Raw genomic sequence first — 19,335 nt, forward strand, 5'->3', positions numbered from 1 at the left:
GCACGTCCATGAATCGAAAAGCTGCTGCCATTTTTGCTGCAGGCGTCACACTCCTTACCCTGGCCGGCTGCGGGTCCTCTGCGGGATCAAGCACGTCTTCGCCGGCTGCTTCCGGCGCGGGCGGCGCGGGCGGGGCGGGAGGCAAGGTCATGACGGTGATCGTCAACGACCCGGCCAACCCGTACTGGGCGACAGAAGGCAATGCCGCGAAAGCTGAAGGTGAAAAGCTCGGATACAAGGTCAACGTCAACGCGCACAAGGGCGACACGAAGACTGAAAGCGACCTCATCGACGCTGCCATTACGAACAAATCGGCAGCCATCCTACTGGATCCGGCCAACGCCGACGGATCAATCGGGGCCGTGCAGAAAGCAACAAGCGCCGGCATCCCCGTGATCCTGGTCAACGCCGAGATCAACAAGCAGGGCCTGGCCAAGGCACAGCTGGTCTCCAACAACGCGCAGGGCGCGGCATTGGGCGCCCAGGAGTTCGTCAAGGCAATGGGCAGCAAGGGCACTTACGTTGAACTCAAGGGAGCCCCTTCGGACAACAACGCGGCGACCCGGTCCAACGGGTTTGCCACCGTGCTGTCGCAGTACCCGGACCTGAAGCTGCTCGAGTCCCAGGTCGCCAACTGGGACCAGAAGCAGGGCCATGACAAGATGCAGTCGATGCTTCAGGCCCACCCCGACATTCAAGGTGTACTCGCCGGCAACGATCAGATGGCCCTCGGTGCGATCGCGGCATTGAAGGAAGCCGGCAAGCTGGCCTCGGTCAAGGTCGGCGGCTTCGACGGCGCACCCGATGCCGTTGATGCTGTCAAGGCCGGGTCCCTCAGCTACACCGTCCTCCAGCCGGTTGCTGCGTTCTCCGTGAAGGCGGTCGACTACGCGGATCAGTACATCAAGACCGGAAAGACCGGAGCCAGCGATGAGAAGCAGGCCTTTGACTGCACGCTGATCAACAAGGACAACGCTGCTTCGTACACGTCCGCATTCACCCTTTCAAAGTAGGCCTGAAGTAGTCGGGCCGGCTGCTGATGTGGCCGGCCCGACGTACCCGGATCTACCGGCTTCCTGGGTCAAGGAAACAAGGAACTCATGGCATATCTTTTCAATAACCCGATTGATTTCGCGGAGCAACTCACGGACGGCTTCGCCGCCGCTTACCCCCAATGGATCCGGAAGGTCCCCGGTGGAGTGGTGCGTGCCAACGGGGCTGCTCCGGGCAGCGTCGCTGTCGTCACCGGCGGCGGGTCCGGTCACTATCCGGCCTTCGCAGGCCTCGTCGGTCCCGGCCTGGTTCACGGCGCAGCGATGGGGAACATCTTCGCGTCACCGTCGGCGCAGCAGATCTACTCCGTGGCAAAATCCGCCCATGCCGGGGGCGGAGTCCTGCTGACCTATGGAAACTATGCCGGAGACGTGCTGAACTTCACGCTGGCGATGGAGCGGCTGAACGCCGAAGGCATACGGACCCGCATGGTCGCCGTCACCGATGATATTTCGAGCGCTTCCCTGGCCGAGATCGACAAAAGGCGCGGAATTGCAGGCGATCTTGCCGTGTTCAAGGCAGCCGGAGCCTGCGCGGACGCCGGAGGGGACCTCGACGAAGTTTTCCAGGTGGCCACCCGCGCCAATGAAAGAACCCGTTCCTTCGGGATCGCGTTTTCGGGGTGCACCCTTCCCGGAGCGTCGAAGCCGCTCTTCACCGTCCCTGCCGGAAGAATGGCAGTGGGCATGGGCATACACGGCGAACCGGGCATCAGCGAACAGGCTCTTCCGACGGCCGATGACGCCGCAGAACTGATGGTCCGCTCCCTGCTCGCCGAGGCTCCGGAAGATCGGAACGGCCGCAGGGTCGGAGTCATACTCAACGGTCTGGGGGCCGTGAAGTCCGAAGAATTGTTCGTTGTTTACCGGAAGATCGCCCAGCTGCTGGACGATGCCGGGGTCATTGTGGTGGATCCCGAAGTCGGTGAGCTGGTGACCAGTTTTGAAATGGCAGGCGTTTCCCTGACGCTTTTCTGGCTTGACGATGAACTTGAGAAGTACTGGACGGCTCCGGCGAGCACCCCGGCCTTCCGGAAAGGCGCAGCAAGCGACGCCGGTGCCGGATACGCCCCGGAAGCCGTGGGAGACCCCGCGAAGACCGAACTGCCGGACGCCTCGGAATCCTCCCGGCAGGCAGCTGTGCAGATCCAGAAGCTTCTGGAATCCGTAAACGCCGTCATAGATGAAAACGCGGACGATCTGGGACGCCTGGACTCCATTGCCGGGGACGGAGACCACGGGATCGGGATGCAGCGAGGTGCCGCCGCAGCGGCGGCCGCCGGCCGTGCGGCCCTCGCTGCCGGCGCCGGCGCCGGAACCCTGCTGTCCCTGGCGGCAGATGCGTGGGCGGACCGGGCCGGCGGAACCTCGGGTGTTCTGTGGGGGCTGATCATCAGCTCAATCGGCCAGAGCGTGGGCGACAACGAAGCACCTACTGCAGCAAGTATCTCCCGGGGCGTCGTCGAGGCCGGGAAACGGGTGATGGAATTCGGAAAGGCAGAGCCCGGGGACAAGACCCTTGTGGACGTTCTGATTCCCTTCAGTGATGCCCTGAGCGAGGGGATCCGGTCAGGGCACCTCTCGGACAACGGGTGGCACGCCGCAGCGAACGTGGCCGATGAGGCCGCCAAGTCAACGGCCTCCCTGGCACCCAGGATGGGGCGTGCACGGCCACATGCACAAAAGAGCATGGGATCTCCGGATCCTGGTGCCGTATCCATGGCAATGATTATCAGAACGGTCGAGCGCGACCTGGCCCTCAAAGGAGAGAACGATGACTGACAGGCTTCGAATCGTCATTGGCAGCGACAACGCCGGCTACGAATACAAAGAGGCTCTCAAAGCAGACCTCGAAAAAAACGAATTCGTCGCATCCGTCCGCGACGTCGGCGTCGATGAGTCCGGCCAGACCGCGTACCCCACAATTGCCATCGCCGCAGCAGAAATGATCGCCGACGGAACAGCCGACAGGGCGCTACTGGTCTGCGGCACCGGCCTGGGTGTCGCCATCGCGGCCAACAAGGTCCAAGGCATCCGGGCCGTGACGGCCCACGACAGCTACTCGGTCGAACGTTCCGTCCTCAGCAACAATGCCCAGGTACTGACATTCGGTCAGCGCGTCGTGGGGCTGGAACTCGCCCGCAGACTGGCACGGGAATGGGTCACCTACCGGTTCGACGAGACCTCGCCCTCGGCAGAAAAAGTCCAGCTCATGAATGATTACGAGGCAGACCGCGATGCCTGATCCCTACCCGCCGTCCCGCACCTTCCGGGCGGCCTCGTGATGGACCACTCGAAGCCAACACTCCTCGGAGTAAGCCTCAAGATGTACTTCGGCCACGAAGAAACACTGGAATGGTGCCGGCAGGTGGCTGAAATGGCCAAGCATCACCAAGCCTTGCAGGACGGTGGAGTGAAACTCTTCGTTCTCCCGAGTTTCCAGGCCCTCGTCCCTTCCCGGAAAATCTTTGCCGACACCCCGGTGGCAATCGGAGCCCAGAACCTGCATTGGGAAGACCGGGGCGCCTTCACCGGAGAAGTCAGCGGGTTGGCCCTGGCACAAACGGGCTGCCGCTACGTCGAGGTCGGGCATGCCGAACGCCGCAGACTGTTCGGCGAGGACGAGGCGATTGTTTCCGCCAAAACCAGCGCCGCGCTCAGGAACGGCCTTGTTCCCGTGATCTGCGTCGGCGAGGCTGAGCCGGGTCCGGCGGAGGACGCGGCGGCCGTCTGCCTGGCTCAACTCAGCTCGGCACTCCAGACCGATCAGGGCAGACCGGTTTCCGGCATCGTCGTCGCCTACGAGCCCGTCTGGGCCATCGGCTCGACGGACCCCGCATCTTCGAAGCACATCAGCGAAGTATGTGCCCGTCTCAGGGAATGGCTAAGCACCCAGGGTACCGTTTCCCGATGGGCCCTCGTCTACGGGGGAAGCGCGGGACCAGGGCTCCTGACGCAGCTCGGATCCGAAGTCGACGGACTCTTTTTGGGTCGGTTTGCCCACAAGGTCCAGGCACTGTCGGACATCATCGAGGAGGCCTCCCGCCTGCGCGATGACTACGTCGTGGCCGAATAGTACGGTGAGAAGCCCGGTACTGCCGTGAGGACAGAAAGTTTCAGGAGCACGAATGAGTTCTGATATGGACCACCAGACACCGCGTCTTTCCCGTCAAGGGGAAAGACAGCGCGCGATCTCCGAGGCCGTAATGGCCGAAGGGGCCGTGCGTATCGACGAGCTGGCGGAGAGGTTCGGAACCAGCCAGATGACGGTCCATCGCGACCTTGACGAGCTGGAGGCACGTGGCCTGCTTCGAAAGTCGAGGGGGATTGCCACCGCGTTGTCCTCGAGCCTCGTTGAATCCAGCGACGTCTTCCGGACAGGGCAACAGCAGAAGGAAAAAAAGGAAATCGCCCAGGCCGCCATTGAACTCATAGAGGCAGGCCAGGCGGTCTTCCTGGACGACTCCACCACAGTACTCGAAATGGCAAGACTGATCCCGTCACGGACACCCCTGACAATCATCACCAACGTGCTCACTCTCATCAACGAGCTGAAGGGCACCAGAGGAGTCTCGCTTGTAGCACTAGGGGGAAGCTACTACAACTGGTGCAGTTCATTCATGGGCGGCACCACAATTGAAGCGATCAACAAGCTCCGTGCAGACGTATTCATCATGTCAACCGCGGCCATTACCGATGACATCTGCTTCTTCCAAAGCCAGGCAACCGTTGACATAAAGAAGGCCATGTTCAACGCGGCAGCCAAAAGAATCCTTCTGGTCGACCACACAAAATTCGAAAAACGTGCCCTCTACGCACTGGCGCCCCTTTCGGACTTCGACGTCGTCGTCGTGGATTCTAGAACAAAACCCGAGGACATCAGCCGGCTCAGGTCCCACAACGTGCACGTTGTCGTCGCCGATAGCCACCCCGGCCATGCCGAAGACCGTGGCCATGGATAACAGCATCCCGCCCCGCGGGCGGTCAATATGACACGGCCGGTCAGACATGCGCGCAGGTCCAGGACATTTCCGGGACAAGGAAACCCGCCAGAGGATGACATCGGCCAGCTCGACGACCCGAATCCAGAGCCCCCAGCGCGAACTGGAGACCCATCGGAAATACCCGGAAACCCGCCCCGTACCAGCAACCCGGAGGAAACAACCCCATGACCACGAAGAACAGCACCCTGACTACCGGAACCATGCGGGCCAGTGTGCTCGTCCGCCCGGGCACCGTCGAGGTGCAGGACGTCCCCGTCCCGACGCTCAACGATAACCAGGTCCTGGTCAGAATCTCCGCCGTCGGCGTCTGCGGATCCGACACGCACTTCTTCCATGAAGGCCACATCGGCGACATGGTCGTGACGGAACCCCTGATCCTGGGACACGAATCAGCGGGCACAATTGTTGCCGTGGGCGCCGCCGTTTCACCCGACCGCATCGGCGAGAGGGTTTCCATCGAACCGCAAAAGCCTTGCCGGGTCTGCGAATACTGCAAGAGCGGTCAATACAACCTGTGTCAGAACATCGAGTTCTATGCGGCGCCGCCCATCCACGGCGCGTTCGCAGAATTCGCTGCCATCGAGTCCGACTTCGCCTACGCCGTTCCGGATCATGTAAGCGATGAGGCCGCGGCGCTGATGGAGCCGCTGTCGGTCGCGATCGCCACCTGCCGCAAAGCCGCCATGCAACCCGGATCCAGCGTGCTCATCGCCGGAGCCGGGCCCATAGGAATTCTCGTCGCAAAGGTCGCCCGGATCTACGGTGCCACGGACATCACCGTGTCGGATCCAGCCGCACACCGGCGCGATTTCGCCCTCGGAGCAGGCGCCACACGGGCAGTAGACCCCCGAACCGAAGACCCCGCAGCGTCCGGCCCGTTGTTTGACGTCTTTGTCGACGCATCGGGAGCGCCGGCTGCGATCCAGGCCGGGATACGTGCCGTCAAGCCCGGAGGAAAAGTCGTGCTGGTAGGGATGGGAACCGACACGGTGGCGTTGCCAGTATCACTCATCCAGAACCGGGAAATCGAGCTAACGGGGATATTCCGCTACACGAACACGTGGCCGATGGCAATCAACCTAGTGGCATCCGGTTTGGTGGACCTTGACGCGCTGGTCACACATCGCTTCGCACTCGAGAACGTCGAAGCAGCCCTGCTCACCGGCGGCACGGATCCTCACGCCATCAAGTCCGTCATCAACCCCAGGTCGTAACGGTCCCAGGGGACACCTGACCGTTGCCAGAAACTCCGGCACGACGCATGCTCTTGCATCCGACCGGAGTCCTTAAGTATTTCACCCGAAACCATCGAAAGGTCCCTCCAAATGACTGAAACCACAACCGTGATGAAAACGCTGACCTTGAATGTGCCCCCGGACACGCAAACGGTTACCGTCCATCTCCAAATAGAGGCGCAGTGCACATGCGCCTCCAATCAACCCCCACGCCCTGGTTCATACGTGGACACCCAACCGTCCCAACTGCAGCGCAAGACGACCGCAGCTAAGCGGGAATGACTATGGCGGCTTGACGGTCAATCGTCTAAGGAAACGCAGTGTTCACCACACAATCGGAAAGTGCACTTGGGGATTACCCAACCTCGGACAGGCCGACCAGATCCTGATTGGATACTTCATTAGCATGGTCCACCGCTAGAATCCGGGCCGAGGGCGCTGATTCAGGCAGACATGGGCGTCTGGAACAAGAGTGGTTCAGCGCTTTGCACGGGTCCCAGAGATCATCACTTTTAGGGCGCCGAGAGAGGTGATGAGCTGGATGTCCGAGAGAGGGCTGGCTAGCCTGCGAGCAATATTTTCAGCACGACGGCTGTTAGCCACGGACGCTTGTAAGGCTCGATCTCGGCCGATGCCTGCCACACGATTACCCCACGGAAACGATGAAAAGCGATGACATATCAGCGACCTTGTGCAGAACGGAAAACCCCTAGATTCCGCGGATTTTCAAGACAACACCAGCCTTTGGCAGACGACAAAATGTGCCGTCCCATGAGAAGAGGTCAGGAGTTCGAATCTCCTTAGCTCCACAGTGAAGGCCCTCCTGCGGAGTCAGTCGCCGGACGGGCGGGGTCAGGTTGGCTGATTCTTGCGCAGGTACTCCCGCAGTCCGGCGAAGTCGGTCTTTCCGTGGCCGATTGATTCGATGAGGCCTGCGGCCAGGAGTCTCGTCCGGTATTTGGCCACGAGGCTGGGCCGCGAGCCGGTCCGATGGACGATGTCCCCGGCCGTGGAGGGTCCGTCATCGATGGCCATGGCGTGCAGGATCTCCTGGTCTTTCGCTGATGCCGCGGCGAGGGCCGCTTCGATTACCACCCGTTCGTTGCGTCGGACGGCGGCGGCAATTGCCCGGTCGACGGCCGCGGGGGAGAGGGTACCGTTGTTATTCTCGGCCTCACGCCAGAGGAAGTAGCCGACCAGTTGGATCAGGAACGGGTAGCCTCCGGTGGTTGTCGCTGCCTTGTGCACCAGATTGGGAGAGATGGAGATCCCGGCGGTGGCGAACGTTTCCGTGAAAGATGTCTCGACATCGCGCACCGCGGCGGCATGGAGATCGATCTTGTCGGCTCTGCGAAGGAATGCTGCCACGCCCTCGTTCAATAGGTCCGATACGGCTGAGGACAGGCCTGCGAAGATCAGTGCGATGGGTAGACTGTCCTGGATGAAGTGCTGGACGTTGGCCGCCAGCTGGGCCAACTCGGCGCGGTCGGCCGGATGGATCTCATCGACGGTGATGAGGAGCCCGGTCCCGCGTTCGTCCAGAAGCCTCAGGAGCGTTTCCCCCAGTTCCCACCAGTCCACCTGGCGTTCGGGCGAAAGCTGCGACGTGACACTGAACCCGGCAACCGAAGTCCCCGTGATACGACGACGGGATTCGGGTTGGCCGTCAAGCTCCTGGATTAGTCGGCGCATTTTTTCGCCGATCCGGCCCGGAAGGTTCCGGTCGCAGTCTCCGCCACCACGGCCCATCCGTGCTCCAGAGCCACGTCATGGGCTGCTCCAAGCATGACTGTCTTGCCGATGCCGCGAGCACCGGTGAAGATGGACAAGAGCCCGGGGGCTCCGGAGCCGAGCCGCAGACCATATTCGAATTCGTCCAGAAGCCCGGACCGGCCGATGACTTCCGGTGGGGTAGCTCCGGCCGTGGGCCGGAACGGGTTGTCTATGTCGTGCACGCCACGTCCCTCAGGTGAATCTGGGTGAATCTTGGTGAATTTGGGAATCCGGGTGAATTTGGTGAACTTAGGACGATAATGCTGGCGCTTGCCGGACCGCGCCACCGACGAGTCTTCTCTCCGTTCCTGTCCCGTCACCCGTGTTTACCGACGTCTTCTCGCTGAATACAGAACTTCAAGACCCCTTCGGGACGGCGGGTGTTCGGGGCGGAGCGGAAAAATTTCGAAGAAATGTTTCCCGGCCCGTGACTTTTCCGGGTGGTGCGTCGATTACCGGGGTGTGGGCCGCATGGGCGGCCGCGTCCGGAACGTCGACAGACCGAATCCATGGAGGGTCTCATGTCCTTTTTCACAGCGCTCACGGGCAGCAAAATAGCTGCCGGAGTTTTGGACGCAAAACCATGAACGCCGTCGGGATAGGGCCCGTCACCACCAAGGACACAGGCGAGGTAATCCCCGCCGTCGTGGTCCTACGCGATTATCGCATTCACGATGGATACGGCTGGATGGATCTGATCAGGGAACACGGATGGGATGCCATCCCAAACTGGGGGGCCGATGGGTGGAACCTGGGCCAGTGGCCCATTGTCATCGTCGCAGCCACCCGCACCGCAGACGGCGCCGGCAATCTGTTTGGGGTCGCCAGCTACCGCGACGGCGACGTGACCTGTACGTACTACAGGACGGAAGCCAGACAATGGGATGAGATCACCAAGCACGCTCACTACTGGTGGAGGAACGGCCAGGCACACGCCCCCGCTGACCTCCCCGAGGACGCCGCCGAGCTCCTGGGTCGGTACCGCCAGCCCTGCACCGGCCTTTTCAGCTGACCCACCTCGAAGCCGTTGCACTCCCCACTCACCAGGGCCTCTTATCAAAAAAACGAACGCAGTATTCCGACACGCCGCTGGAATTTCACCTGCAGGACAACTTTGCAGGTGGTTTAGAGCCCTACGATAAATCGTCATCACTCGTCTATAGAGGAGATCCATTGTCGTACCAGCAGCAACAGACTGTCCCTGCCGGCAGCGCCGTCCCGCTTTGGGCACCGTACTATGGCGCGCCCATCGGTGAGGCCGCACGCCGGTTCTTCAAGAAATACGCCACCTTCACCGGCCGCGCCAGCCGCAGCGAATACTGGTGGTGGACTCTCATCGCCGCTGTCGTGAGCATCGTGCTGAACATCATCATGTCCGTGGCCGGCTCCGCTGGCGCTACCGTCACCGACTCCGGAACGATGGTTCCGGGTCCCGGCGCGATCGTCGGCGTCATCCTCTTGGTCATCTGGGGCCTGGCCGTCATCGTCCCGTCCCTGGCCCTTGTCGTCCGCCGCCTGCACGATGCGAACTTCAGCGGCTGGATGATCCTTATCGGCCTTGTTCCGTTCCTCGGGGGACTGGCCCTGCTTATCTTCATGCTCCTTCCGGCTAAGCCGGAAGGCCAGCGGTTCGACGTCCCCGCCTAGCCTCAATTCAGCGCCATACTGAGGGCCACCGGCATCACGCCGGTGGCCTTTTGTTGTGCACGCATGGGCCGAATGCGTAGGGAACGGTTCAGGTAGTTGGTCGGAAGGCAGTTGGCCGTAAGAGAGGGCCGGTGGACGCACGGATGGTCAGGTGAGTGGGTAGCTCGACTTTCATGCGAAGTTGAGACTGGCCATGGCGCAGCCTGCTGACGAGCATGTCTGATGCGACCCGTCCCGCTTGTTCGATCGGGGCGGTAAGCGTGGTCAGGGGCGGTTGGCAGAAATCGGCCCCGAAGATGTCGTCGCATCCCACGACGCTTATCTCATCGGGGACGTTGATGCCGCGTTCCCTGAGCCGGACGAGCATGCCGATGGCGACCAGGTCGTTGAACGCAATGCAGGCGGTGGCGCCGCTATTGAGCAGGGTGTCGGCAGCAGCGGCGCCGGACCGCTTACTGGGGTGGTAGTGCCCGAGGCGGCGGATGGTGACGCCCAGTGACTCGGATCTCTCCTGCAGCGCATCCCATCGCCGGCCGTCCGACCAGGAGTTCGGTGGGCCGGCGATGTAGGCAATATCCCTGTGGCCAAGTGAAAACAGATGCTCCATTGCCTGTTGGACCCCGGAAGCGGTGTCAATGATGACACTGGGGACGCCAGGGGTGCTGCGGTTTATGGTCACGAGGGGTGATTTGGCGGCAGCGCTGATGAGCTGTTCGTCGCTGAGCCGGGTGGCGGGAAGAATGAAACCGACCGCAGAGCTTCGGAACTCTTCCAGGTATGTTGCTTCCAGCTCAACGTCCTCTTCGGTATCGACGAGCAGTTGCGTGTAGCCGGCAGTCTTGAGTTGGTGCTGCGTGCTGCGGATGAAGTCAAAGAAGTACGGGTTTGTGATGTCTGGAACCAGGACGGCAACGGCGCCTGACCTGCCCGGGGCCGGATTTCTGGGATGGGCGGAGGGAATGTATCCCAGTTCATGCGCCGCCGCTTCGATGCGTTCCCTGGTCGCCTGGTTGACTCGGTGCGGCTGAGTCAAAGCCCGCGAGACCGTTGAGGCGGCCACGCCACTGAGAGCGGCGACATCCCTGATGGTCGGTCCCCGTCCCAGCGGGCTGGCTCCAATGCTGGCCTCGCTAATGCTCATAGTGCTCCCTCATGGCCGCGCAATCCGTTCCTAGACTCCATAATCTCTCATCTGCGAAGCCCCCTCCCATCTGTGACGGTGCAATCCCCGAAAGCAACAATGGCAATTTTTGGCAACCGTTGCACATGTTGCAGCAACTGTCATAGTGTTCCAGCTAACATCCGGCCTGTCTGGCTGGTTCCCCCGAAGATCTCGGGGCGACTCAACGAGGAGCACGAAAAGACATGAACAACTCAAGGACCCGACTTTTTGGCGCGGTCGCTCTCATTTCGCTGGGAGCATTGGCGGTGTCTGGATGTGGCGCCGACAACAACCCCACAAGCGCAGGCGGAGCAGTCAACGGCCAGGGCAAGACACTGGACGTCCTGGTCGGTGCCAACACCAACAAGGCCGAGCAGTTCAAGGCCTGGCAGACTCACATTGCCGAGGCCTTCAAGAAGCAGACAGGCGCCGACTTGAAATTCGAAACTTTCGCTAACGCCAACGATGAGCTTTCCAAGATCCAAACCTCCGTTGTTGCGGGCCAGGGTCCGGACGTCTACGCGGTGGGTACGACCTTCACCCCGACGGCATACTCGACGGACGCTTTCGTGAAGTTTGACTCCAAAATGTGGGACAAGGTAGGCGGCCGCGACCGTTTTGTTCCGGCGACCTTGGGAATTTCCGGTCCCGACGCCCAGAACGAAGTGGGCGTGCCATTTACCTCTAGGCCCTACGTTCTGGCCTACAACACCGAACTGTTCAAGCAGGCCGGGTTGGATAAGCCGGCGAGCACTTGGGACGGACTTCTGGACCAGGCCAAGAAGCTCACCACAGGGTCCACGTACGGTTTCGCGACAGGATACGCAGACAACTACACGCCGTGGAAGTTTGCCTGGACCATGGCGAACCAGTCCGGCAACCCCCTGGTGGATGGAAAGACGGCCCGCATCGATGACCCGGCAGTGCTCAAGGCGTATCAGACCTACTTTGGCTGGTTGACCAAGGACAAGGTTGTCAACCCGGCCGCCGTCGGCTGGAACGACACCCAGGCTGCCGCGGACTTCGCAGCAGGCAAGTCCGCGATGATGTTGATGACCACCGCATCATCGAAAGTCACGTTCGATGCGTCCGCGGTGAAGGGCAAGTACGCCTACGCCGTGATGCCGACCGTGCCGCCGGGACAGAGTTCGGCGCCCTCCGGTGGCCAGCCGGTCAGTTCCATCATTTCCGGCGACAACCTGGTGGTCGCCAAATACTCCGAGAACCAAGACCTCGCAGCCGCGTACATCAAACTGCTCACCAGCGAAGACGAGCAGGTCAATTACAACAAGCTGTTTGGGGATCTCCCCACCAACGCTACGGCGGCAAAGAAGGTCCAAGACGCGGATCCCTCGCTGTCACCGATCATTGATTCGGCATCCAAGGCTAAGACCACCCCGTTCACCGGTGCATGGGGCGACATCCAGTTGGCGCTGACCAACGTCGTCGTTCAGGCCCGCCCCGATCTTGGCAACGGCAGCGTCAGTGAGGCCACCCTCAAGACCTCGCTCGCCAAGGCCCAGAAGGACGCCCAAGCCTCCCTCGACAGGGCGTCGGCAAGCAAGTGAGCATCACGATAAAGAAAGACGCCGCCCTGCGGCGCGCCGCGGAGCCTGGCGGGCAGCCGCCCGCAAAGCGCCGGCGGACTGTGAGCGAACGAAACCGGCCGCTGTGGATGCTCACCCCCGGTGCGCTTCTGATCGGCCTGATTATCATCGTCCCCCTGATCCTGGGCATCTATATCGCGATGCTGCAACTGGATCAGTACACCATCCGTAAGTGGATCAGTGCCCCTTTCGTAGGATTGAACAACTTCGTCGAAGCGTTCACATCCACTGATCTGGTCCACGCCTTCGGCAACAGCGTCGGTTTCTCGGTGATCGCCACCGTCATCACGGTACCCATCGGTATTTACGCCGCATTGGCGACCCAGAATGCCTATCGTGGCAGGTCGTTGGTGCGCTCGATGTTCCTGATCCCCTACGTCCTTCCCTCATTCGTCGTGGGAAGTTTCTGGCGCACCATGCTGCAGCACGACGGCATCATCAACAAGGCACTGACCGGGTTGGGGCTCCCTGCCGGCCAATGGCTCACCGGTCCGGCCAGCTTCTGGGTCCTGATCCTGGTCGAGGTGTGGGCTGCATGGCCATTTATCTACCTGATGGCACTGTCGGGCCTTCAATCCGTGGACCAGGAAGTCCACGAGGCCGCGGCCATCGACGGCGCCCTGTGGTGGACCAAGCTGCGCTACGTGATCTTTCCCTATTTGCGCGGGCCGGTCGCACTGGCGTGCCTCATCGCGACCCTCCACCACATGAACAACTTCTCCCTTGCCTTCTTGCTGTTCGGCGTCCCGGCACCGTTTGACGTGCAGGTACTGCCCACCCTCGTGTACAGCATGAGCTTCACCAGCCTGCGGTTCGGCATGGGGGCGGCTATGGCGCTGATCTCGCTTCTGCTGATCGCGATACCGCTCTACTTCTACCTGAAAGCCGTACGACTCGACACGGGCACCGACGCGGGAGGCAAGAAATGAGCAACCAGACTTCCGACGTCGTCAATGAACTCCCGCTGGAGACTTCCAAGGTGCTTCCCTCCAAAACCGCGATGCGAAAGACGGGACGGCAGACCGCCGCCGTTTACCGCCTGCTGCCGACCCCCTTGCTGGTTGGAGGCACCATCGTGCTGTGCGCGATGGTCGCAATTCCCTTGCTTTATATCGTGTTCTCGTCCATGAATTCGGATGTGGAAGTGGCCCGTGGGGCATATTTCCCAACGGAATTCACCCTGGCCAACTACACGAAGATCTGGAGCACCCTGCCTTTGGGGAACGGCCTCATGAACAGCGTCATGATCGCCGGGCTGGTCGCCGTCGTCTCCTCTCTGCTGGGAATCATCACCGCTTACGTGCTGGTCCGGTTCGAGTTCGTCGGTCGGATCACCATCCTGCGGGGACTCATCGGCCTGCAGAGTGTTCCAGGCGGCCTGCTCTTGCTCCCGGTGTTCGTACTCTTCGCGTCAGCGGGCAACTATCTGGGGATTACGGTCATTGGCACGTACTGGGGCCTTTTCCTTGCCTACCTGACGTTTGCGCTACCTTTCTCGACTTGGGTCATGGTCACGTACCTGCGGGGTCTGCCCAAGGAACTTGAGGAAGCAGCCCGCATTGACGGTTCCTCCTCGCTCGGGGTGCTCTTCCGAATCATCTTCCCGCTCAGCTGGCCCGGACTGGTCGTCTCCGGCGTCTTTTCTTTCCTGCTCGGCTGGAACGACGTCATGTTCGCTTCGGTCCTGACCCGTCCCAACACACAGACCGTTGCGGTTGTGCTGCAGATATTCGGCTCCTCGGCAGAAGGGGGAGCACTGCCCCTCTACGGCCAGATGATGGCAGCTTCCCTGGTCTGCGCTGCTCCCGTCGTCATCCTCTACCTGATTTTCCAGCGATTCCTCGTCGGCGGCATGACTGCCGGCGGAGTCAAATAGACCCGGCACACAGGCCGCCACCATGTATCACCCCAAGGAGAAAACGACGTGACCGTCAAGCAAACCCAGTGGACATTGTCCGGATTCGGCGACGAAATAAGTCCGGACCCGCTGATCCAAGTTGCCGTTCTGCAAGCTTTGGGCGCGAACCATATCGAAGTCCGCAGCGCCTGGGGCACTAACATCGTTGAATTGTCCGAAGAAGACCTGACCCGGTTGGACCAGATCCTGCGGGAACAAGGCATGGGCGTGTCAGCTATAGCCTCTCCGATCGGGAAGGTCGACGTCACCATCCCCGTCACAGTCGAACTGGACCGTCTCCGCAAGGCGATCCATGCGGCTAAGGTCCTCGGCACACGCTACATCCGGATCTTCTCCTTCTACCGGGCCGAAGGCACCGGACCCGAAGAGGTCCGTGACGCCGTCATGGACCGCATGCGTGCCCTTGCCGCAGAGGCCCAGGCACACGACGTCGTACTGCTGCACGAGAACGAAAAGGACATCTACGGCGACACCCCTGAACGTGTCCTGGACATCATCACTACGGTCCATTCGCCAGCACTGAGGGTTGCATGGGACGCCGCGAACTTCGTTCAAGTAGGTGTCAAGCCCTTCAGCGAGGCCTACGACATGCTCCGCCCCTACCTGGAATACCTTCAGGTGAAGGATGCCCGCGCCGATGACCGCCTCGTGATGCCGGCGGGGGAAGGCGACGGAGAACTTCGCGAAACCATCAAGGCATTGAAGGAAGATGGCTTCGAAGGATTCGCCTCCCTGGAACCCCACTTGGCAAACGCCCACCACCTCGGAGGGTTCTCCGGACCCACCGCGTTCGGAGTTGCCGGGCGCGCTTTCAACCGCCTCCTCGAAGAAGCCGGAGTGGGGACCAAATGACCAACGCCAACACAGCGGGCACGCCCGCACACCGTCTGCGCACTGCGATCGTCGGTTGCGGAGTCATCGGGCGCCAGCACGCCCAGGTGGTCACTGCCAACGGGGACCTGGAGCTCGTCGCCCTCATCGATGTAGTGGAGTCAGCCGCGACCGCATTGGCCGGCACCGTTGAGGACCAGACGCACAAGCAGCGTCCCGCGACCTACGCAACCCTCGCCGCTGCCCTGAGGGACTCGGACATCGACCTTGTCGCCATCTGCACACCAAGCGGGCTGCACTCCGACCTGGCGGTTGAGGCACTACGGGCCGGTAAGCACGTCATTATCGAAAAGCCCATCGACGTGGACTTGCCCAGCGCCAGGCGCGTTGCGGAAGCAGCGGCGGCTGCGACCGGGCAGGTCACCTCGGTGATCAGCCAGCACCGCTTCGACCCGGCCAGTGTTGCTGTTGCCAGCGCGGTCAGGTCGGGACGCTTCGGCAAGATCACTTCCGGCGTGGCTTCGCTGGCTTGGTGGCGGGCCCAGAACTACTACGACTCCGGCGAATGGCGCGGCACCTGGGAACTCGACGGCGGCGGAGCCGTGATGAACCAAGGCGTCCACAGCGTGGACCTGCTTCTTTGGTTCTTGGGAACTCCCGTCCAGATCCAGGCCCATACTGCACTCCTGGCTCACGAGCGCATTGAAGTCGAAGACACGGCAGTTGCCACCGTGCGTTTCGCCTCGGGTGCGTTGGCAGTGATCCACTGCACCACCGCGGCCTACCCCGGGCTCACTGCCCGGATCCAGGTCCATGGCGAGAGAGGATCTGCAGTGGTAGACAATGACCGGCTACAGTACTTCCACGCCGCCGACAACGCGCCTGCAGGAGAGTCAGGGTCCTCCTATGGCCTCGCCGGGGCCGGGAACCAGGCCGAACTTGAGGTTGGGGCGCACGACGCATCAGCAAACACAAAGGGGGCCGACGACCTGCAGACCGCGCACCAGAAGCAGTATGCCGACGTCGTGGAAGCCATACGCACCGGAAAAGAACCCCGGGTGGGAGTCAACGAGGCAACGGCGGCCCTGGCCACAGTGCGGGCCCTGTACGTTTCGGCAACCCTCGGAACGGCGGTGCACTTCGAAGACGTCCTGGCTGGCAAGTACGACGATGTCACCGTTCACACGGGCGGCGACGCCTAGGAGACTGCTGAACTAATCGGCGGTTGCGGGGCGCGTCGGCTGGACTGGTGAGCCTGGTGGTTAAGACTGGTCTTATGCAGGGACGCGAGGACGCGCAACGGGGGTATTTGGATGTGGAGGCGCTGGCCGGAGAGTTGTTGGCTCCGGGCAGCGTCTTCGCTTTTCTGGCCAAACATCGGGGGCGCCTGTTTCCGGATTCAATGATGGAGGACCTCTTCCCGTCGCGGCGGGGCCGGCCTTCGGTTCCGGCGCCGGTCATCGGCTCGGTGCTGGTGTTGCAGGCATTGCAGGGGCTCTCTGACCGGGAAACCGCCGAGGCTTTGACCTTCGACCTGCGTTGGAAAGCCGCGTGCGGATACGGGCTGACCGATACCGCGTTCCACCCGAGCACGCTGACGTACTGGCGACGACGTCTGGCCGGGTCGGGAAACCCGCACCGGATCATGGAGGCCATCGCCGAAGTCGTGGCGGAAACCGGAATCCTGAAGGGCAAGCGCCGCAGAGCTGTGGATTCAACAGTCCTGGACGACGCGGTCGCGAGGCAGGACACCATCACGCAACTGATCGCGGGGATCCGCCGCTTCGGCCGTGATATCCCTGCCGGCCAGGAACTGCTGAGCACCCACGCTACGGGGTATGACTACACGCGCACCGGCAAACCGGACATCGACTGGGAGGACCAGGATGCCAGGGACGGGCTGGTTTCGGCGCTTGTCACCGACGCGCTGGCGCTGCTGGCCGCGGTCGATCCCGAGACCTTGGACGGCAAGGCGGCCGATGCGTACGCGCTGCTTGCACTCGTCGCCGGGCAGGACGTGGAACCGGCCGAGGATTCGGACGGGACCGACGGGCGGTGGCGTATCGCCCGCAAGGTCGCCCCGGACCGGATGATCTCCACCGTGGATCCGGACACCCGGCACGCGCACAAGACCCAGTCCCGGCAGCAAGACGGATTCAAGGCCCATATTGTCATCGAGCCCGACACCGGGCTGGTCACCGCCGCGGAGCTAACCAAGGCCTCCGGACCGGAGAACAGCGACGGAGCCGTCGGTGCCCGGCTGATCGGCATGGATCCCACGATCGCCGGCACCAGCGTGGACGTCCTGGCCGACTCGGCCTACGGTTCCGGGGAAATGCTCGCCGCCCTGGCCCGCACCGCACATACCCCGGTGATCAAACCATGGCCGCCGCGCCCTGCAGTTGAAGGCGGGTTCACCCTCGATCACTTCACCGTCGATGAAGCGGCCGGCACCGTGACCTGCCCGCGCAACATCACCCGCACCATCACCGTCAAACGGCGGGTCACGTTCGGCGCCGCCTGCACCGAATGCCCCTTCAGGGCCCGGTGCACCACCTCACCACGGGGACGCAAGCTCGTTCTCCACGAACACGACACGTTGCAGCGCGAACACCGCCAACGCGCCGCGGATCCTGCCTTCCAGGACGACTACCGCACCCACCGGCCCATGGTCGAGCGGTCCATCGCCTGGCCCACCCGCGGGAACCGCCGCGTTCCCCACCGCGGCATCAGCCGGAACAACGCCTGGCTGCAGCTACGGATCGCGGGACTGAACCTGCGACGCCTGCTCACGCTCGGGCTGACCGTGAACGAGGAATCATGGGCGCTGGGATAACCCACCGCCCGGACCCCGGCCAATCAATCCCACCACTGGATGACGCCCCACATCTGGGTGCAGAATGAACCCAGCGGGCGGAACGACCCCGTTGTCGCACCTAGGGTGCTGACCAGAACACGCCGCTTGACGGCCATTGGTGGCGTTCCGCCCGCCCCACAATCACGTTGTTCAGCAGTCTCCTAGGCGCTAGGTATAAGACGGGCCACGGAGGTCCGGTCCCTGTGCTGGTGCCGCGCGCGGCACCAGCACAGGGACCGTTATCTCGTCAGGATATACTGTTGCCAACTTTTGGCAATCGGTTGTCAAGTCGGGGCGGTCTGGCTAGACTCAGGGAAGCGCATGCCCGTGAACAACGATTCAGCGCCGATTGCCGCCTTGCGGGCGACGGATCCAAAGGAGATTTCCGTGACTGAAACAAATGCCGTATGGAACCTGTCCGGTTTCGGCGACGAAGTAGACCCCGATCCCAACGTGCAGGCAGCCGTCCTGCTGGCCCTCGGAGCCAGCCACATCGAGGTGCGTAGCGCGTGGGGCACCAATGTTTCAGAACTCGAGCCGGAAGATGTTGAGCGGCTCAAGGCAATCCTGGACCAAAATGGTCTGAAGGTTTCTGCAGTCGCAAGTCCCATCGGCAAGATTGACGTCAGTGTGCCGGTGGAGCGTGAGCTAGCCCGGCTGCGCCAGATTATTTCAGTAGCCAAGGGCCTGGACACCAAGTACATCCGCATCTTCTCCTTTTATCGGGCTGAAAGGCAGAGCCCTGAAGACATCCGCGACTCAGTCATGGAGCGCATGACCGCACTTACGAACGAGGCGGCAGCGTCCGGCGTCGTCCTCCTGCACGAAAACGAAAAAGGCATCTACGGCGACACTCCGGAACGCGTCCTGGACATCATGGAGACCGTCGATTCACCCGCACTGCGCATCGCTTGGGACAACGCCAACTTTGTCCAGGTGGGCGTCAAGCCGTACACGGAGGGTTACGCCACGCTGCGCCCGTACCTGGAGTACCTCCAGGTAAAGGACGCTGTCGCCGGCACGGGTGAAGTGGTTCCTGCCGGTGAAGGCGATGGCGAACTGGATGCCACCATCGCCGCGCTCAAGGCCGACGGTTTTGACGGCTTCGCTTCGCTGGAGCCGCATTTAGCCAGCACCCACGAACTGGGCGGATTCTCCGGGCCCCTCGCCTTCGGTTCTGCAGCTCGTGCCTTTGCGGCACTCGCGGCCAAGAACGGTGTTGCCTTGGCCTAAGGGCCGGTACGTTCAA

General features: G+C 62.1%; 18 protein-coding genes. 15 read left to right on the plus strand and 3 right to left on the minus strand.

Annotated features, from left to right (window positions below; genetic code table 11):
• Nucleotides 1-8 precede the first annotated feature (8 nt).
• The 6 genes from OW521_RS18235 (at nucleotide 9) to OW521_RS18260 (ending at nucleotide 6,270) form a co-directional block, all read left to right on the plus strand.
• Nucleotides 9-1,013, plus strand: coding sequence for a D-ribose ABC transporter substrate-binding protein (locus OW521_RS18235; RefSeq protein WP_268020991.1), 1,005 nt, complete (start codon nucleotides 9-11; stop codon nucleotides 1,011-1,013).
• Between the two features lie 87 nt (nucleotides 1,014-1,100).
• Complete coding sequence (locus OW521_RS18240) at nucleotides 1,101-2,834, plus strand: dihydroxyacetone kinase family protein (protein WP_268020992.1); 1,734 nt, start codon at nucleotides 1,101-1,103, stop codon at nucleotides 2,832-2,834.
• Nucleotides 2,827-3,297 carry a ribose-5-phosphate isomerase gene (locus OW521_RS18245; protein WP_268020993.1) on the plus strand — a complete coding sequence of 157 codons (471 nt, stop codon included), beginning with the start codon at nucleotides 2,827-2,829 and terminating at the stop codon, nucleotides 3,295-3,297. Before OW521_RS18240 ends, OW521_RS18245 begins: the two co-directional genes overlap by 8 nt.
• Before the next feature lie 39 nt (nucleotides 3,298-3,336).
• Nucleotides 3,337-4,128: a triose-phosphate isomerase family protein gene (locus OW521_RS18250; protein ID WP_268020994.1), complete on the plus strand. Its 792-nt coding sequence runs from the start codon at nucleotides 3,337-3,339 to the stop codon at nucleotides 4,126-4,128.
• A gap of 52 nt (nucleotides 4,129-4,180) precedes the next feature.
• Nucleotides 4,181-5,014 (plus strand): DeoR/GlpR family DNA-binding transcription regulator, encoded by an 834-nt coding sequence (locus tag OW521_RS18255; RefSeq protein ID WP_268020995.1) that lies wholly within the window; start codon nucleotides 4,181-4,183, stop codon nucleotides 5,012-5,014.
• A gap of 206 nt (nucleotides 5,015-5,220) precedes the next feature.
• Nucleotides 5,221-6,270, plus strand: coding sequence for an NAD(P)-dependent alcohol dehydrogenase (locus OW521_RS18260; protein WP_268020996.1), 1,050 nt, complete (start codon nucleotides 5,221-5,223; stop codon nucleotides 6,268-6,270).
• An 873-nt stretch (nucleotides 6,271-7,143) separates the two neighbouring features.
• Here the strand turns inward: OW521_RS18260 and OW521_RS18265 are convergent.
• The gene (locus tag OW521_RS18265) at nucleotides 7,144-7,983 is read right to left on the minus strand and encodes an ATP-binding protein (protein ID WP_268020997.1); all 840 of its coding nucleotides are present in this window, start codon (nucleotides 7,981-7,983) and stop codon (nucleotides 7,144-7,146) included.
• Nucleotides 7,971-8,246: a hypothetical protein gene (locus OW521_RS18270; protein ID WP_268020998.1), complete on the minus strand. Its 276-nt coding sequence runs from the start codon at nucleotides 8,244-8,246 to the stop codon at nucleotides 7,971-7,973. The genes OW521_RS18265 and OW521_RS18270 overlap by 13 nt, the downstream gene beginning before the upstream one ends.
• 401 nt (nucleotides 8,247-8,647) lie before the next feature.
• On the opposite strand from OW521_RS18270, the gene OW521_RS18275 reads away from it, so the two are divergent.
• Both OW521_RS18275 and OW521_RS18280 read left to right on the plus strand, forming a co-directional pair.
• Nucleotides 8,648-9,076 carry a hypothetical protein gene (locus tag OW521_RS18275; RefSeq protein WP_268020999.1) on the plus strand — a complete coding sequence of 143 codons (429 nt, stop codon included), beginning with the start codon at nucleotides 8,648-8,650 and terminating at the stop codon, nucleotides 9,074-9,076.
• Between the two features lie 161 nt (nucleotides 9,077-9,237).
• Nucleotides 9,238-9,711, plus strand: a complete 474-nt coding sequence (locus OW521_RS18280) for a DUF805 domain-containing protein (RefSeq protein WP_268021000.1) — start codon at nucleotides 9,238-9,240, stop codon at nucleotides 9,709-9,711.
• An 88-nt stretch (nucleotides 9,712-9,799) separates the two neighbouring features.
• Here OW521_RS18280 and OW521_RS18285 read toward each other — a convergent pair whose 3' ends face one another.
• The gene (locus OW521_RS18285) at nucleotides 9,800-10,852 is read right to left on the minus strand and encodes a LacI family DNA-binding transcriptional regulator (RefSeq protein ID WP_268021001.1); all 1,053 of its coding nucleotides are present in this window, start codon (nucleotides 10,850-10,852) and stop codon (nucleotides 9,800-9,802) included.
• 224 nt (nucleotides 10,853-11,076) lie between these two features.
• Between OW521_RS18285 and OW521_RS18290 the strand changes: the two genes are divergently transcribed.
• From OW521_RS18290 to OW521_RS18320, 7 genes are all read left to right on the plus strand, one after another.
• Nucleotides 11,077-12,441 (plus strand): ABC transporter substrate-binding protein, encoded by a 1,365-nt coding sequence (locus tag OW521_RS18290; RefSeq protein ID WP_268021002.1) that lies wholly within the window; start codon nucleotides 11,077-11,079, stop codon nucleotides 12,439-12,441.
• The gene (locus OW521_RS18295; RefSeq protein WP_442781173.1) at nucleotides 12,438-13,409 is read left to right on the plus strand and encodes a carbohydrate ABC transporter permease; all 972 of its coding nucleotides are present in this window, start codon (nucleotides 12,438-12,440) and stop codon (nucleotides 13,407-13,409) included. Before OW521_RS18290 ends, OW521_RS18295 begins: the two co-directional genes overlap by 4 nt.
• A 71-nt stretch (nucleotides 13,410-13,480) precedes the next feature.
• Nucleotides 13,481-14,356, plus strand: coding sequence for a carbohydrate ABC transporter permease (locus OW521_RS18300; RefSeq protein WP_268025953.1), 876 nt, complete (start codon nucleotides 13,481-13,483; stop codon nucleotides 14,354-14,356).
• Between the two features lie 48 nt (nucleotides 14,357-14,404).
• Nucleotides 14,405-15,250 carry a sugar phosphate isomerase/epimerase family protein gene (locus tag OW521_RS18305; RefSeq protein WP_268021003.1) on the plus strand — a complete coding sequence of 282 codons (846 nt, stop codon included), beginning with the start codon at nucleotides 14,405-14,407 and terminating at the stop codon, nucleotides 15,248-15,250.
• A complete protein-coding gene (locus OW521_RS18310) occupies nucleotides 15,247-16,431 on the plus strand; it encodes a Gfo/Idh/MocA family protein (RefSeq protein ID WP_268021004.1) in 1,185 nt (394 codons plus the stop codon). The genes OW521_RS18305 and OW521_RS18310 overlap by 4 nt, the downstream gene beginning before the upstream one ends.
• 74 nt (nucleotides 16,432-16,505) lie before the next feature.
• Entirely contained in the window at nucleotides 16,506-18,065 is a 1,560-nt protein-coding gene (locus OW521_RS18315; protein ID WP_268025955.1) for an IS1182 family transposase, read from the plus strand.
• Nucleotides 18,066-18,473: 408 nt separating this feature from the next.
• The gene (locus OW521_RS18320; protein ID WP_268021005.1) at nucleotides 18,474-19,319 is read left to right on the plus strand and encodes a sugar phosphate isomerase/epimerase family protein; all 846 of its coding nucleotides are present in this window, start codon (nucleotides 18,474-18,476) and stop codon (nucleotides 19,317-19,319) included.
• Nucleotides 19,320-19,335 lie beyond the last annotated feature (16 nt).

The sequence above is a fragment of the Arthrobacter sp. MMS18-M83 genome, assembly GCF_026683955.1.
Lineage (GTDB): Bacteria > Actinomycetota > Actinomycetes > Actinomycetales > Micrococcaceae > Arthrobacter.

Coding starts and splice junctions, on each gene's coding strand:
- OW521_RS18310 (WP_268021004.1), top strand. CDS start 15,247: ATGACCAACGCCAACACAGCGGGCACGCCCGCACACCGTCTGCGCACT.
- OW521_RS18275 (WP_268020999.1), top strand. CDS start 8,648: ATGAACGCCGTCGGGATAGGGCCCGTCACCACCAAGGACACAGGCGAG.
- OW521_RS18260 (WP_268020996.1), top strand. CDS start 5,221: ATGACCACGAAGAACAGCACCCTGACTACCGGAACCATGCGGGCCAGT.
- OW521_RS18265 (WP_268020997.1), bottom strand. CDS start 7,983: ATGCGCCGACTAATCCAGGAGCTTGACGGCCAACCCGAATCCCGTCGT.
- OW521_RS18235 (WP_268020991.1), top strand. CDS start 9: ATGAATCGAAAAGCTGCTGCCATTTTTGCTGCAGGCGTCACACTCCTT.
- OW521_RS18285 (WP_268021001.1), bottom strand. CDS start 10,852: ATGAGCATTAGCGAGGCCAGCATTGGAGCCAGCCCGCTGGGACGGGGA.
- OW521_RS18240 (WP_268020992.1), top strand. CDS start 1,101: ATGGCATATCTTTTCAATAACCCGATTGATTTCGCGGAGCAACTCACG.
- OW521_RS18255 (WP_268020995.1), top strand. CDS start 4,181: ATGAGTTCTGATATGGACCACCAGACACCGCGTCTTTCCCGTCAAGGG.
- OW521_RS18250 (WP_268020994.1), top strand. CDS start 3,337: ATGGACCACTCGAAGCCAACACTCCTCGGAGTAAGCCTCAAGATGTAC.
- OW521_RS18245 (WP_268020993.1), top strand. CDS start 2,827: ATGACTGACAGGCTTCGAATCGTCATTGGCAGCGACAACGCCGGCTAC.
- OW521_RS18315 (WP_268025955.1), top strand. CDS start 16,506: ATGCAGGGACGCGAGGACGCGCAACGGGGGTATTTGGATGTGGAGGCG.
- OW521_RS18300 (WP_268025953.1), top strand. CDS start 13,481: ATGCGAAAGACGGGACGGCAGACCGCCGCCGTTTACCGCCTGCTGCCG.
- OW521_RS18290 (WP_268021002.1), top strand. CDS start 11,077: ATGAACAACTCAAGGACCCGACTTTTTGGCGCGGTCGCTCTCATTTCG.